Source organism: Shinella sp. SUS2 (assembly GCF_001262505.1).
GTDB lineage: Bacteria > Pseudomonadota > Alphaproteobacteria > Rhizobiales > Rhizobiaceae > Shinella.
The window spans coordinates 109097-122518 of sequence record NZ_KQ410734.1 but is presented as its reverse complement, the minus strand read 5'-3'; the positions used below and the strand labels follow the sequence as shown (position 1 = coordinate 122518).

Sequence of the window (13422 nt, the reverse complement as noted above, 5' to 3'; positions counted from 1 at the left end):
GGCAGCCCGCTGGAAAGACGGAGGCCGGTTGCAAAGTCGATCAGCGCAGAGATATACGAGGATGTTCAGATGAGACAGAAACGTATATTCGCGGGCACCGATGAACACTCTCTCCAAAGCCGACATCAACACGCTGATTTCCTACCGCCACACCCTGCACGCCCATCCGGAGCTTTCGCTTGAGGAAGTCTGGACCGCAGGGTTCATCCGGGACCGGCTGGAAGCACTCGGCATCGCGGTTCACGAGAAGATCGGCGGCAACGGGCTCGTCGGCGTCATCGAAGGGGCCGCGCCCGGCCCGGCAGTGGCACTGCGCGCGGACATGGACGCCCTTGCGATCAGCGAGACGACGGGCCTCTCCTACACCTCGAAGAACCCCGGCAAAATGCATGCCTGCGGCCATGACGGACATGTCGCGATCCTGATCGGTGCAGCGACCCTCCTCGCCCGGGCGCGGGACTTTGCCGGTACCGTCTACCTCGTCTTCCAGCCGGCGGAGGAACGCTTCGGCGGCGCGCGGCTGATGATCGAGGACGGGCTGCTCGAGCGCTTTCCTTTCGAACGGATCTTCGGCCTCCACAACTGGCCCGACATGCCGGCCGGCGAAGTCCTGCTGCATGACGGGCCGGTCATGGCCGGCACATCGGAATTCGACATCACCTTCCGCGCCGAGGGTGCGCATGCCGCGATGCCCCATCTTTCCGGCGATCCGCTGCTCGCCGGCGGGCATTTTCTCACCGGCCTCCAGCAGGCCGTCGCCCGGGCGGTCGATCCCTACGAGGCGGCCGTGGCGACCGTCGGTTCGTTCCACGGCGGGCATGCCCAGAACATCATTCCACAGTCCGCGGACCTGAAGGGCACCTTGCGGGCTTTCCGGATGGAGACCCTCACCCTGCTTCGGGAGCGTACGCGCGCCATCGCCGCCTCCGCGGCAGCCACTGCATCCTGTGCCGTCGATCTTATCTTCGACGATCCTATGTGCCCGCCGGTGGCAAACACGCCGGCGGAACGGGATCTCATGCGCGCGGTCGTGCATGAGGCAGGCCTTGCCGCCTATCGGGGAGACCCGCGCCCCACGATGGCCGGCGACGATTTCGGTTTCTTCCTGCTTCACCGCCCCGGCGCCTATGCCTGGATCGGCAACGGTCCGGCGGTCTTCGACGGCCGGCTGCATCAGCCGGCCTACGACTTCAACGACGCGATCATCGCCCCGGGAGCAACCCTTCTTGCTGGAACGGCGATCGCCGCGCTTGCCGACATCAGCAATTAGACAAAAAAATCTATACTAGACAATTTGGTTTTATCTCCTATAGTACCCGGCAGGAATGAAGGCCAGTCGCGGAAACGCTGCGGTGCCCCACCTCCGGCAGCCGCGGCCAGACCTTCCGGCCGCCCGTAAACAAATCCACGCCACCTGCGGCCAGCCAGGTTTCCGCCGGGCACGACATGTCGTGCCCGAACGGAGCGGGCTGCAAACCTTGATTGCCTGAAAAGGCGGGAAGCCCATGATCCAGCTCTCACGTTCCGACATCCAGAACCTCATCAGCATCGACCCCGGAACGATCGCGGCGATACGGGACGCCTACATCGCGATATCGGACGGGCGCGCGGACGTGCCGCCGGTCGGCTATCTCGGCTTTCCCGGCAAAAACGGCGACTGCCACATCAAGTACGGCTACATCGCAGGCGATCCGGTCTTCGTCGTGAAGATCGCCGCAGGCTTCTACGACAACCCGTCCAAGGGATTGCCATCGAGCAACGGCATTATCGTCGCCGTCTCGGCCGAGACCGGCCGGGTGATCGCCACACTGAACGACGAGGGCTGGCTGACCGATCTGAGAACCGGCATCGGCGGCGCCGTTGCTACCTTCGCCCTCTGCCGCGACGATGCCGAAACCTTCTCCGTCGTCGGCACCGGCACGCAGGCCCGCTTTCAGGCGAGGGCCATGGCCGCCCTCGCCGGCCGGCCGATCACGATCAATGTCTGGGGTCGCTCGCGTGCCAAGGCCGAAGCCCTCCAGGCGGACCTCGCGGCGATCGGGTTGCCGGTCCAGCTGGCGGACGATCTCGAAGCCATGTGCCGCACCTCCGATGTCATCGTCACCACGACGCCCTCGGCCCATCCACTCATCGAAGCCGACTGGATCCGGCAAGGCACGCATATCACCGCCATGGGTGCCGACGCGCCGGGCAAACAGGAGTTGGCGGTCGAGCTCGTCGCCCGCGCCAATGTGCTGGCGGTCGATCTCGCCCGTCAATGTCTGGAACATGGCGAGTTCGCCGGTGCCTTCGCCGCAGGGCTGATCAAGGCAGAGGACTGCATCGAGCTCGGCCTCATCCTTTCCGGGCGTGCACGCGGACGCAAGGCCGTTTCGCAGATCACGATCGCCGATCTCACCGGGGTCGCCACCCAGGATATCGCCATGGCCAGAACCGCGCTGGAGCGGGTCGCCGGATTGGACATCCGGGCCGCGACCTGATCTTCGCCGGGCCGACCTAGAGAAACCATCACTGAAAAGGGGAATGACATGAAAATCCTAGCAATTGCATCCGTCTTTGCCGCCATCGTCGCCGGGAGCGCCGGTGCAGAGCCGCTGCGCATCGGCACCAGCGCCGACTTCCCGCCATGGGGCTATACGAATACGGCAGGCGATATCGTCGGCTTCGACCGCGAGGTCGGTGACGAGATCTGCAAGCGCATCGGCGCAGACTGCGCCTGGACGAACCAGTCCTTCGATGGACTCTTGGCAAGCCTTCAGGTCGGCAAGTTCGACCTCGTGATTTCCGGCCTCTCGATCACCGCCGAGCGGGCAAAACAAGTGGATTTCTCAAAAGCCTATGCCGATGCGCCCTATCACATCGCAACCGTCAAGGGCGGCGCGCTCGCTGTCGCCAAGACGAAGGCGGAACTCGAGGCCGCGCTGGAAGGCAAGGCGATCGGCGTGCAGACCGGTTCGACCCACGAGGCCGTGGCCAACAAATACTTCAAGAATGCCGACGTTCGTCTCTATGAGCGCAACGAGCAGATCGCCGACGACCTGGCCGCTGGCCGCATCGATGCCGGCCTTCTCGAGCAGTCGGTTTGGGAGGAACTGATGAAGGCTCGCGAGGGCAAGCTTGAGCTTGCCGGCCCGATGCTGACCAGCGCCGACTATTCCGAATTCGGCAACGGGCAGGGCATCGCCCTGAAGCAGGGCCGGGAGGAGCTGAAAGCCCGCGTCGACAAGGCCATCGTCGACATGATCTCCGATGGAACGATCGGGAAGATCTCGACCAAATTCTTCGGCTACGATCTTTCCTTCAAGGGCTAACAGCGGACAGGGCCATGCCTCGCGCCAGATGCGGCGCATGGCCCCCAGGGTCGACCCATGTCTCTTATCCTCGCTTATCTTCCACATTTGCTGGAAGGGTTGCTCGTCACGCTCGAAGTGGCTTTCGGAAGTTTTGCCATCGGCCTCGTGATTGCCGTTGCGGCGGTGTTCGGTGCCGAGTTCGGCAATGCGCCGGTGCGCTGGTGCGTCTCCACTTATGTCACCGTCATCCGCGGCCTTCCGGAACTGCTCGTCATCTTCCTCGTCTTCTACGGCGGCACGGTTCTCCTCAGCAGGATATTCGGCGCCTATGTCGAGGTGGATGCGCTGACCGCCGGTATCTGTGCACTCTCCTTCGTTTCCGGCGCCTATCTCACAGAGATTCTGCGCGGCGCGCTCCACACGATCCCGCCCGGCCAGGCGGAAGCGGCCAAGAGCCTCGGCCTTGGCGCCGGCGCAACCTTTCGGCATGTCATCCTGCCGCAGATGTTCGCCTATGCCCTGCCCGGTCTCGGCAACCAATGGCTCATCATTCTCAAGGAAAGCGCGCTGGTTTCGATCGTCGGGCTTGAGGAGCTGATGCGCAAGGGCGTCGTGGCGGCAGGCGCGACGCAATCGCCCATGACCTTCTACCTCATCGTCGCCGGCCTCTATGTGGCCATCACCAGCGTCTCCATGGCGATCTTTGCCTATGGCAATCGACGCCTGACGGTCGGACGGTGAGCACCATGTCCTCCGAGATCCTCCTGCAGTCCATCCCCATCGTCTATGCCGGCCTGAAGCTGACCCTGGTCGTCACCCTGGCCAGCTTCCTACTCGGCCAGATCCTCGCCCTGCCGCTCGGGCTGGGGCTAACAGCGAAATCCCCGTTGCTGCGCTGGCCGGTAACGATCTATACGTTCCTCGTGCGCGGCAGCCCCCTCCTCGTTCAGCTCTTCATCCTCTACTACGGCCTCGCCCAGTTCGATGCGGTGCGCGCCAGCGTGATCTGGCCGATCATCCGCGAGCCCGTGAACTGCGCCATCATCGCCATCGGCCTCAATTCCGCAGCCTATGTCGCCGTGATCGTCGCCGGCGGACTGAGGCGGCTTCCACCCGGCCAGGCGGAGGCCTCCATCTCGCTCGGTCTCTCAGGCTTCAGCCGCATGCGCGATGTGCTCCTGCCGCAGGTCTACCGGGCGATCCTGCCTTCGATCGGCAACGAACTGATCCTTGTGCTGAAGGCCAGCTCGCTGGCGAGCGCCGTCACGGTCATGGAAATGTCGGGAGCGGCACGCGCCTTCACGGCGAAAACCTACGCACCCTTCGAGGTCTTCATCGTCGCCGGCATCCTCTATCTCGCGATCGGTTTCCTGTTCGGCGTCGCCTTCCGCTTTCTCGAGCGCCGCATTCCGGGAGCCGCCGCTATCGGCAGGAGCGGCCGTACGGTGCACCCGCGCTCACCCACCCTTGGAGCCTCGTCATGATCATCGCGGAAAACCTGGTCAAATCCTATGGCGCGGCGCAAGTCCTGCACGGGGTCAGCTTGAAGGTTACGGCCGGCGAGCGCATCGTCCTATGCGGGCCTTCCGGTTCTGGCAAATCGACCTTGGTACGCTGCCTGAACGGGCTGGAGGAACGGCAGGGTGGCACCGTGGAAATCGCCGGCCACAGCCTTTCAGCCGACTGCGCCAACGTGCTGGCGCTTGCCGGCGACGTCGGTATGGTCTTCCAGCAGTTCAACCTCTTTCCACATCTGACGGTTCTGGACAACCTGACGCTCGCCATGCGGCGGGTACGCCGGACACCACGCCTGGTAGCTGAAGAAGAGGCGCTGGCGATGCTGGCGCGCATGCAGCTGACGGAAAAGGCGGACAACTATCCGCGTCAGCTCAGCGGTGGACAACAGCAGCGTGTGGCGATCGCGCGCGCCCTGTGCATGAAGCCGAAGGTCCTGCTGTTCGACGAGCCCACCTCCGCCCTCGACCCGGAAATGGTCAAGGAGGTACTCGACGTCATGACGGACCTTTCCCGCCAGGGCCTCACGATGATCGTCGTGACCCACGAAATGGGCTTCGCGCGAAGCGTGGCGGACCGCATCGTCTTCATGGACCGCGGAACGATCCTCGAAGAGGCGGATCCCGAAACGTTCTTCCGTCATCCATCCCATGCCCGTACGAAGGAATTCCTTCGACAAATCGGGCCGCAACACTGACCAGCGAGGAAACCATGCAGACCATCGTCTTCGAAACCGCGGCCGCCGCCGTCCGGGCAAGGGCCCGCATTCGTGACCATATCTACCAGACACCGCTCCTGCCCGCCCGCAAGGCCGGAAAGGCCGAAGGCGCGACGGTGCTCTTCAAGGCAGAGAACTTCCAGCTCACCGGATCCTTCAAGATCAGGGGCGCAATGTCGAAAATGTCCGCCCAGCCCGCGGGCGGGCGGCTGATCACCGCCTCGTCCGGCAACCACGGCATCGGTGCGGCGCATGCCTCCAAGGCGCTTTCCCGCAGCCTCACCGTCGTGCTGCCGCAGACCGTCGTGCCCGCCAAGCTTGAGAAGATCCGCTCCTACGGCGTCGAGGTCATCCTGCACGGCGAGGAGACCGGCCTTGCCGAACAGCACGCCCAGGAACGCGCTGCCTCCGAAGGGCACGCCTATGTCTCGCCGTACAACGATCCCGATATCGTCGCCGGCCAGGGCACGATCGCGCTCGAAATCCTCGAACAGTGTGCCGGCGTCGACAATGTCTTCGTCGCGATGGGCGGCGGCGGCCTGATCAGCGGCATCGGTGCGGTGCTCAAGGCCTTCAGCCCGCGCACGAAGCTCTACGGCGTCGCCGCGAGCCATTCGAAGGCGCTTGCGGCATCGATAGCGGCCGGCCGCGTGGTCGAGACCGAGCATCACGAGACGCTCGCCGATGCCGTCGCCGGCGGCATCGATCTCGATACGATCACGCTGCCTCTTTCGATGGCGGCCGTGGACGAGGTCGTCGAATGCGGCGAGGACGACATCCGCGCCGCGCTGAAAACACTCGCTCTCGAGGAGAACATGATCGTCGAGGGTTCGGCCGCCCTTGCGCTTGCCGGCTTCGAAAAGGTTGCAGCCAGCCTTTCCGGCCAGACGAGCGTGATCCTGCTTTGCGGCGCGAATTTTGACCGCGATGTCATCACACAGGCGATCTACGGCCGCTGATCGCCCGCTCGACCGCCACCACAGAGGGCGCCCCGCGGGCGCCCCTTCTGCCGTTCGGGGCTCAGGCTTTCGTGTCGCGAAGGTAGTTGTAAACCGTCGCCCGGCCCATCTGCAGGATCTTCGAGATATAGGCAGCCGCATGCTTTCCGCTGAAGGCGCCGTCTTCGGCCAGCTCGCGCACAAGCTGCTGTTTCTGCGCCCGGGTGAGGTCAGCGATCATAAGGCCCCGCTTCGTCGTCCAGCCGTGCACATATTCGTTGACCCGCTCATGCCAGTCTTCCTTGAACAGGGCAGCGGGCTTGCCTTGGTCGATGGAGACAGTGGACATGGCGCTCAGCACCTGGATCGCAGACTGGATGTGCGAAACGTCGATGTTGATACACAGGATGGCGATCGCCCGGTCATCGAGCGCGCGCAACACCGCGCTCACCGATTTCAGCCGCCTTCCGTCGAAATTCACCTTTTCATAAGGCCCGATCGTCCGGTCGTTCGGCTTGAAGTCGATTTCGTGCAGCAGCGACGGTTCCCCGAGATCCCGCTTGGAGAAGTTGTTGGCGATGTAGCTCACCGTCTCGCTGGAGAGATCGTGGAGAACCACCTCCGCATAGGGCTGCAGGATGAGCGCAATCGCATCGCAGACCGGATGATATGTCCTCAGCGCATCGGAGGGCATGGCGACGTCTGCGTCTTTGTCTCGTTGCGGCATTTGAGTTCTCGCTTGGCTGCGGCCGTCCGTCGGGGGGGACCGGGATCTTCCCGAAATCCTTTTGCTCACGGACTATCGCATTTCGCAATGCGCCCCACCCCTAAAAATGCCGGCATGACCTAGACGCCACCGTTTTGCGCATGAGAGGGCACTGCGTTGCTGCAAGCGTCGGAAAACGCAGAAGGCTTGGCCAGATGGAATCTGCGGGCGCTTAAGCCTTTTCTTACGTTAGGTGACTATCTTCGGGCACGGAAGGTCTCTGTGGCCTTGCACAGAGGACGATGGGTATCGGATCGCATGAGCAGTACAGCGTCGCAGCGAACCAAGACAGACGATGTTCCCTACGGCAGGTCCCGTGAGGACGTCGATTTCTGGATGGGCTGTGTTGGTGCACCGATGGTCCTTGTCGAGAAGGGCACGCTGCATGTGCGCCGGGCCAATTCCAATGCCGCGGTCCTGTTCGGACTGGGGTTGGAAGCCTTCGAGAACCTGCCCATCGAAGATCTCGTCGGTCGCGAGGCGAGCATTCTCCTCTCGCAGATATGGAGCGTCGCGCCGATCGGCGTGCCGGGCGAGCCTTTCCTGATCCGGGCCATGGTGCAGGCGCAGGAACGCGTGCTGATGGTGCAGGTCACCAAGATCGCGATCGAGGGCGAACTCGTGCGCCTGTTCACCTTCACGGATGCGCCGCCGCAGGGTTCCGTCTCCCTTGCCGGCTGGCAGGAACAGATGATCTCGCTTCTGGACTGGCTGCCCTTCGGCTTCGAAATCGCCAGCAGCGACGACCAGATCCAGTTCGCCAATTCGACGTTCAAGGCGCTTTTCGGCTATACTCAGGACGAGATCGAAAGCATCGAGGACTGGTGGCGCCTCGTCTATCCCGATCCGCAATACCGCGAATATGCCCGCACACAATGGCATTCCTCGATCGCAGACGCCCGGCGCGAGAACCGCGAGATGACGCCCTTCGATCTCGACGTCAGGACGGCCAGCGGCGCGACGAAGCGCATCCAGTTCCGGCAAAGGACGGTCGGCAACTTCAACGTCAATCTCTACATCGACGTGACGAAGGAGCGCGCCTATGCCGAGCAGCTCAAGGTGCTTGCCAATGCCGACCCGCTGACCGGGATCCTCAACCGCCGACGCTTCTTCGAGGAAGCGGAAGAGATATTCTCCAGATCGAGCGGCGCGGCGTCCATGGGCGTGCTCATGCTGGATATCGATCATTTCAAATCGATCAACGACACGCATGGCCACCGCGCAGGCGACCTTGTTCTCATGGAGTTCGCCCGTCGCTGCCAGGAGGTCGTGCGATCGGGCGACCGTTTTGCACGGCTTGGCGGCGAGGAATTCGCGGTCTTGCTGGCAGCCGAGGAGCCGGTAGCGGCCGTGACACTGGCTGAGCGCATCCGCATGGCGATCCATGCTTCGCCCTTCGATATCGAAGGCGCCGTGATCCCAGTCAGCGTCAGCATCGGCGCCACGCTTGCGGACCCATCGGACGAACCCTTCGGCTCGGCGATCCTCAGGGCAGACAATGCACTCTATGAAGCCAAACGGACGGGCCGCAACCGTGTCGTGATGCTCGGCGCCTGATGGGCGGCTACGGCGCTGCCGGCCGTCCGCAACTGTCCGGGATCATCAGACGATATGCCGATAGCTGCCGTCCGGCTCATGCAAATGCACCTGCGTTGCCGGAAGTGCCCGCAGCGCTGTCACGATCCCGTCGCCATCCATGAAGCTGAAGGCCGTGGAAAGAGCGTCGGCGGCTGCAGCGGTCGGCGCGACGACGCTGACGCTGTCATGACGGCCAGCCGAAACACCGGTTCTGGGATCGAGCAGATGGCTCGGAGAGCCCGGCCCGGCAAAGCGGAAACCGTTCGTTCCGGAGGTCGCGATCGCGCGGTTTACGAGATCGACGCGTATATCTGTCCCGGCGATACCAGCGTGCCAGGGTGTGCCGTTCTCACGCGGCCCGAGGGCGCGTACCTCACCGAGATCGGCGAGCGTATGTAACACACCGCCGGCGCGCAGGATGTCCACCGCCCGATCGGTGATATAGCCCTGCGCGACACCGTTCAGCGTCAGCCCCATGCCCGGCCTGCGAAAGGCGATACGGTTGCGGTCGAAGGCGACATGCTCGAAGCCTATGCGCGCCAATACCGCCTCGATGCTGTCGCGCGGGGGGCCGGCTGGGTCGGCGTCGGGAGTCGAGAAGTGCCGGGCATGCAGCAGCCACAAGGGCTGGACGGTGGGATCGAACATGCCGCCGCTCAGCGCCCAGACGGCATGGCTCTGTTCCAGCAGCTCTATCAGTTCTACCGGCGGATCGGCGAGCGCACCCCGGGCATTCAGCGTCGCAAGCGCGGAATCCGGCCGGTACAGGCTGAAAATGTGCTCGAGGCGATCGATCTCGACGACGACACGCCGGATCAGCCGTTCGGCTTGTGCCCGGTCGGGATGATGCAGGATCATTTCCGCCGGGGCGCCAAGGGCACGGCCGCGCCAGCGGACAGCCGCAGACCCGGCGCGAGCGCCGAGCGGGCAGTGCGCCGTGCCGGCGGCCGCGGCTGAAAGGCTTATGAAACGGCGACGGGTCGGCCTTGCACCCTTGATCATTGTTCCGCCTCCTCACGCTGCTGGTCGGCGCCGTCGTTCGCCTGACCGTCACCCAGCACATAGCCAGATGGAATATCCGGGAAGACGACCACCTCGCCGCCATGTTTTCCGGCAAAGTCGCGCGCGTCCCTTTCCCTGGAAAAGGGAATGGTCTCGGCGACACCCATGCCACCACGCTGCGTGCTGCCGATCACATAAAAGGCGGTGCGGGCGTCGATCCAGTTTTCCGCACCGGGCTGCGCCCAGCTCGCTGCAGCGCCCATATCGGACACATAGATGGCGGCGATGGCTTTCGGCTCGTCCGGCAGGAGCGTGAAGGCGACCGCATCGCGCGCCGAGGAGAACCAGATCGGCTCGGGGATCTGCGACAGGATGATCTGGCCCTTGGGGCCTTCGTGCTCGAGCACGTTCATGCCGCAATAGCGACCGATCGCCTCCTGCGTCAGGGCGAAAGGCTGCGGCGTCTCGGCCTGCTGTTCCGAGCAGCCCGCGACGAGGACGAGAACGAGGGTGGCGAGGATGCGCTTCATGCCTCTCTCCTTGAAAAGACCAGCATGGCGGCAGCAAGCGGCAGCGCTACCCACAGCACGAGCGCAGCGGCAAGCGCTGGCGCACTGAGCGAGGCCGCGCCGGCCATGCCGGAGATCGCCCCCGCCTCACCGCCGAGATTGAGCAGGCGGTAGGCATCGGTCGGGTTGAGCAGAAGGAGGGCATTGAGCAGCCCGCCTGTGACCGCGCGCCCCTGGTCGGCGACCAGAAGGCCGAGCAGCGCCATGTCGTAGACCAGCACGAAGACGAGCCAGACACCGACGGCAATGCCGCCCGCAGTACCGCGCTCGCCGGCGAGCGTGCTGACGAGATAGCCGATGGCGATGAAGACCGCGCCGAGCAGCACCGAGGAACCGATCAGGAGCACGAAGGCCGGCCAGCCGGCGACGAGCCCGGCGCTACCGCCAAGGCCGAGCGCCAGCGCCGCCGCGCCGTAGCCGATGAACGTTGCGAAAGCGAGGATTGCCAGATGCCCGATGAACTTGCCGGCGATCACCTGGAAACGCGCCAGCGGATAGCTGAGCAGCAGGAGGAGCGTGCCCCGTTCCGCCTCCCCGACGATGGCGTCGTGCGAGATGAGGAGCGCGATAAGCGGCACGAGAAACACCGACAGGCTCGACAGGCTGACGACGATCACATCGAGCGCGCTTGCCCCGACATTGCCGGTGGGCGCGCTGCCGAGAAAGGTGAGGGTGAGCGCAAGTGTGGCCAGAAGCAGCGTGGTCGCGAGGACCCAACGATTGCGCAGGCCCTCCTGGATTTCCTTGCGCGCGATGACGAGGATGGTCCTCATTGGCCGGCCTCCCGCTGCCTGTCCTGGAAATGGGCGTAGAGTTCGTCGAGCGTCGGCGGCGTCACGTCGAGATCGGCGATGCGGGCACCGACGGCGGCGCGCAGCAGCGCCACCTTGTCCTCCGGCGCAGCCTCTATCTCCAGCATGTGGCCGTTGACCGAGCGCCAATTCGCGTCCCCTTCAAGCCGTCTTTCCTCGCCCTCGGCAAGGCGCACGCGGATGCGCGTCGGCAGCCGCGCGATGCCGCGCAGCGCATCCAGCGAGCCATCCGCGATCTTGACGCCCTGCCCCATGATAACGATGTGGTCGGCCCGTCCCTCCAGCTCGCTGAGCGCATGGGAGGAAAGCAGGATCGTCGCGCCGCCTGCGCGCAGTTCGTCGAGGAAACCATAGAAATCGCGGCGGAGCGCAGGGTCGAGGCCGGTCGTCGGCTCGTCGAGCAGGAGGACCTGCGGCGCGCCGAGCAGCGCCTGCGCCAGCCCGAGCCGCTGCCGCATGCCCTTGGAATAGGTGCGCACGCGCCGGTCGGCGGCCTGTGCCAGACCGACCCGTTCGAGCAACTCGATGATCTGGCGGTGCGGCGCGCGCTTCAGCGCAGCATAGAAGGCCAGCGTCTCGCGGCCGGTCAGGGCCGGATTGAAGGACACGCTTTCCGGCAGGTAGCCGAGATGCGCCCGCACGGCAGGATCAGCCGCCGGATCGCCCCCGAGCACACGAACGGTGCCGGCGGTCGGGCGGAGAAGGCCGAGCATCAGCTTGATCAGCGTCGTCTTGCCCGCGCCGTTGTGGCCGACCAGCGCTACGATCTCGCCTTCGGCGAGCGAGAAGGAAACGTCGCGTACGGCCTTGAAGGCGCCGAAGGCCTTGGAAACAGCCTGGATGTCGATGCGGTGGGTCATGGCATTCACATTCCTTCGTCCGGCGGGGCCATCAGCGGGCGGCTGTCGACCACGCCGCCGGGCAGGAGCGCCGGAAACTGGTTCTGCGCCCAGCGGATAACCTGCACGGCCGGACTGTTGGTGAGGATTTTCGCCTGCGGCGCGGTCCACAGAACCCGGTCGACGAGATCGTTCGGCCGGTAAGGCGTATCGGCGATACCGTCGCCGTCGAGATCGAAGGCGGGGTTGTCGCTCCAGTAGTTGCCGCGCCCTTCCGCCGACCAGTCGAGGTAACGCGTGCCGACATACTTGACCTGATTGCGGTTGCGGATGAAGGCATTGCCGCTCATGCGGTTGCCCTCGGAACCCGCCGTGAAATGGATGCCGATCGCGCAATTCTCGAAGCGGTTGCCGGAAAAGCGGTTGCGGTTGGCATTGTAGATGAAGACGCATTTTTCCGGGCCGAGGCGCTGGTCCGCAACGTCGTGACCGGCATCGCTCTCCATGGTCACACCGTGTGTGTCGCTCTGGCGGCCGGCATTGATCCAGCGGGAAACCGGCTGCATCCGTCCCTTCACCCGGTTGCCGGAGACCGTCGAGCCCTTCGCGGTGTTGAGCAGCAGCCCGTGATCGCGATCGCCATCGGAGACATTGCCGGTGATGGTCAGGCGGTCGGAATACATGATGGCGTAACCGACGGAATTGCCGGTCGAGACGTTGTCGCTGATCTCGCTTTCATTCGTATACATGTAGTGGATGGCAAAACGCAGGTCGCGCATGCGGTTGCCGGAAAAGACGTTGCGACGGCTGGCATTGGTGAAGATGCCGTCACGGCCGAAGCGGATGTCGTTGCCGATCACCTTCGCCCCCGGCGCATTCCACAGGTGCACGCCGTTACCGGCCTCCGCCGAGCGCCCCTCGCGCATGCCCTCGATCCGGTTGTCGCGCACCATCGCGTCCTTGGCGCCCCGTATATAGACGCCGTAGAGATTGCCGATGATCCGATTGTTCTCGACAATCGCTCCGGTCGCGGTCTTGTCAAGGAAGACGCCGGAATCGAGCGCGCCGATATCCGTGCCGGAACCCTGGATTTCAAGCCCGCGCACTACTGCGCCGGGCGCGGTGACAGTGACGACGCTGCCCATGCCCGTACCCGAGAGCACCGCACCACCCTCGCCTTCCAGCGTCAATGCCGTGGCGATCAGCAGAGGACCGCGATGCGCACCCGCCTCCAGCCGGATCACATCCCCCGGCCGGGCGGCATCCAGAACCGCCTGCAGGCTCTCCGCGCCGGAGGGGACGGAGACGGTCTCCGCCCGCGCGAAAACGGGTGCGAGGGCGGCCGCAAGGGCCGCCACCACAATCCTCGTCATGACGGAACAGGCTGTCACG

General features: G+C 64.5%; 14 protein-coding genes. 8 read left to right on the top strand and 6 right to left on the bottom strand.

The window, feature by feature from the left end; all coding sequences use genetic code 11:
• The first annotated feature begins 100 nt into the window (after positions 1–100).
• The 7 genes from AKG11_RS20265 (at position 101) to AKG11_RS20235 (ending at position 6485) form a co-directional block, all read left to right on the top strand.
• Entirely contained in the window at positions 101–1270 is a 1170-nt protein-coding gene (locus AKG11_RS20265) for an amidohydrolase (RefSeq protein WP_050745247.1), read from the top strand.
• Positions 1271–1505: 235 nt separating this feature from the next.
• Complete coding sequence (locus AKG11_RS20260; RefSeq protein WP_050745246.1) at positions 1506–2480, top strand: ornithine cyclodeaminase family protein; 975 nt, start codon at positions 1506–1508, stop codon at positions 2478–2480.
• Between the two features lie 48 nt (positions 2481–2528).
• Positions 2529–3311, top strand: coding sequence for a transporter substrate-binding domain-containing protein (locus tag AKG11_RS20255; protein ID WP_050745245.1), 783 nt, complete (start codon positions 2529–2531; stop codon positions 3309–3311).
• Positions 3312–3368: 57 nt separating this feature from the next.
• Complete coding sequence (locus tag AKG11_RS20250) at positions 3369–4034, top strand: ABC transporter permease (RefSeq protein ID WP_050745244.1); 666 nt, start codon at positions 3369–3371, stop codon at positions 4032–4034.
• Between the two features lie 5 nt (positions 4035–4039).
• On the top strand, positions 4040–4777 hold the full coding sequence (locus AKG11_RS20245) for an ABC transporter permease (protein ID WP_082342554.1): 738 nt from the start codon (positions 4040–4042) through the stop codon (positions 4775–4777).
• The gene (locus tag AKG11_RS20240; RefSeq protein ID WP_050745243.1) at positions 4774–5505 is read left to right on the top strand and encodes an amino acid ABC transporter ATP-binding protein; all 732 of its coding nucleotides are present in this window, start codon (positions 4774–4776) and stop codon (positions 5503–5505) included. The genes AKG11_RS20245 and AKG11_RS20240 overlap by 4 nt, the downstream gene beginning before the upstream one ends.
• 14 nt (positions 5506–5519) lie before the next feature.
• Positions 5520–6485: a threonine ammonia-lyase gene (locus AKG11_RS20235; RefSeq protein ID WP_050745242.1), complete on the top strand. Its 966-nt coding sequence runs from the start codon at positions 5520–5522 to the stop codon at positions 6483–6485.
• A 61-nt stretch (positions 6486–6546) separates the two neighbouring features.
• Here the strand turns inward: AKG11_RS20235 and AKG11_RS20230 are convergent, their stop codons facing one another.
• Positions 6547–7191 carry a helix-turn-helix transcriptional regulator gene (locus tag AKG11_RS20230; RefSeq protein WP_050745241.1) on the bottom strand — a complete coding sequence of 215 codons (645 nt, stop codon included), beginning with the start codon at positions 7189–7191 and terminating at the stop codon, positions 6547–6549.
• Positions 7192–7488: 297 nt separating this feature from the next.
• Here AKG11_RS20230 and AKG11_RS20225 point away from each other — a divergent pair, with 297 nt between their 5' ends.
• Positions 7489–8787: a GGDEF domain-containing protein gene (locus tag AKG11_RS20225; RefSeq protein ID WP_082342546.1), complete on the top strand. Its 1299-nt coding sequence runs from the start codon at positions 7489–7491 to the stop codon at positions 8785–8787.
• A 45-nt stretch (positions 8788–8832) separates the two neighbouring features.
• On the opposite strand, the gene AKG11_RS20220 is transcribed toward AKG11_RS20225, so the two are convergent.
• From AKG11_RS20220 to AKG11_RS20200, 5 genes are read right to left on the bottom strand one after another with little or no spacing between them, the layout of a single operon-like run.
• Positions 8833–9810 carry an FAD:protein FMN transferase gene (locus AKG11_RS20220; RefSeq protein WP_050745239.1) on the bottom strand — a complete coding sequence of 326 codons (978 nt, stop codon included), beginning with the start codon at positions 9808–9810 and terminating at the stop codon, positions 8833–8835.
• Positions 9807–10340: a nitrous oxide reductase accessory protein NosL gene (locus AKG11_RS20215; RefSeq protein WP_050745238.1), complete on the bottom strand. Its 534-nt coding sequence runs from the start codon at positions 10338–10340 to the stop codon at positions 9807–9809. Before AKG11_RS20215 ends, AKG11_RS20220 begins: the two co-directional genes overlap by 4 nt.
• Entirely contained in the window at positions 10337–11152 is an 816-nt protein-coding gene (locus tag AKG11_RS20210) for an ABC transporter permease (RefSeq protein WP_050745237.1), read from the bottom strand. Before AKG11_RS20210 ends, AKG11_RS20215 begins: the two co-directional genes overlap by 4 nt.
• Positions 11149–12051, bottom strand: a complete 903-nt coding sequence (locus tag AKG11_RS20205) for an ABC transporter ATP-binding protein (RefSeq protein ID WP_050745311.1) — start codon at positions 12049–12051, stop codon at positions 11149–11151. Before AKG11_RS20205 ends, AKG11_RS20210 begins: the two co-directional genes overlap by 4 nt.
• 5 nt (positions 12052–12056) lie before the next feature.
• Positions 12057–13403: a nitrous oxide reductase family maturation protein NosD gene (locus AKG11_RS20200; protein ID WP_082342568.1), complete on the bottom strand. Its 1347-nt coding sequence runs from the start codon at positions 13401–13403 to the stop codon at positions 12057–12059.
• Between the last annotated feature and the right edge of the window lie 19 nt (positions 13404–13422).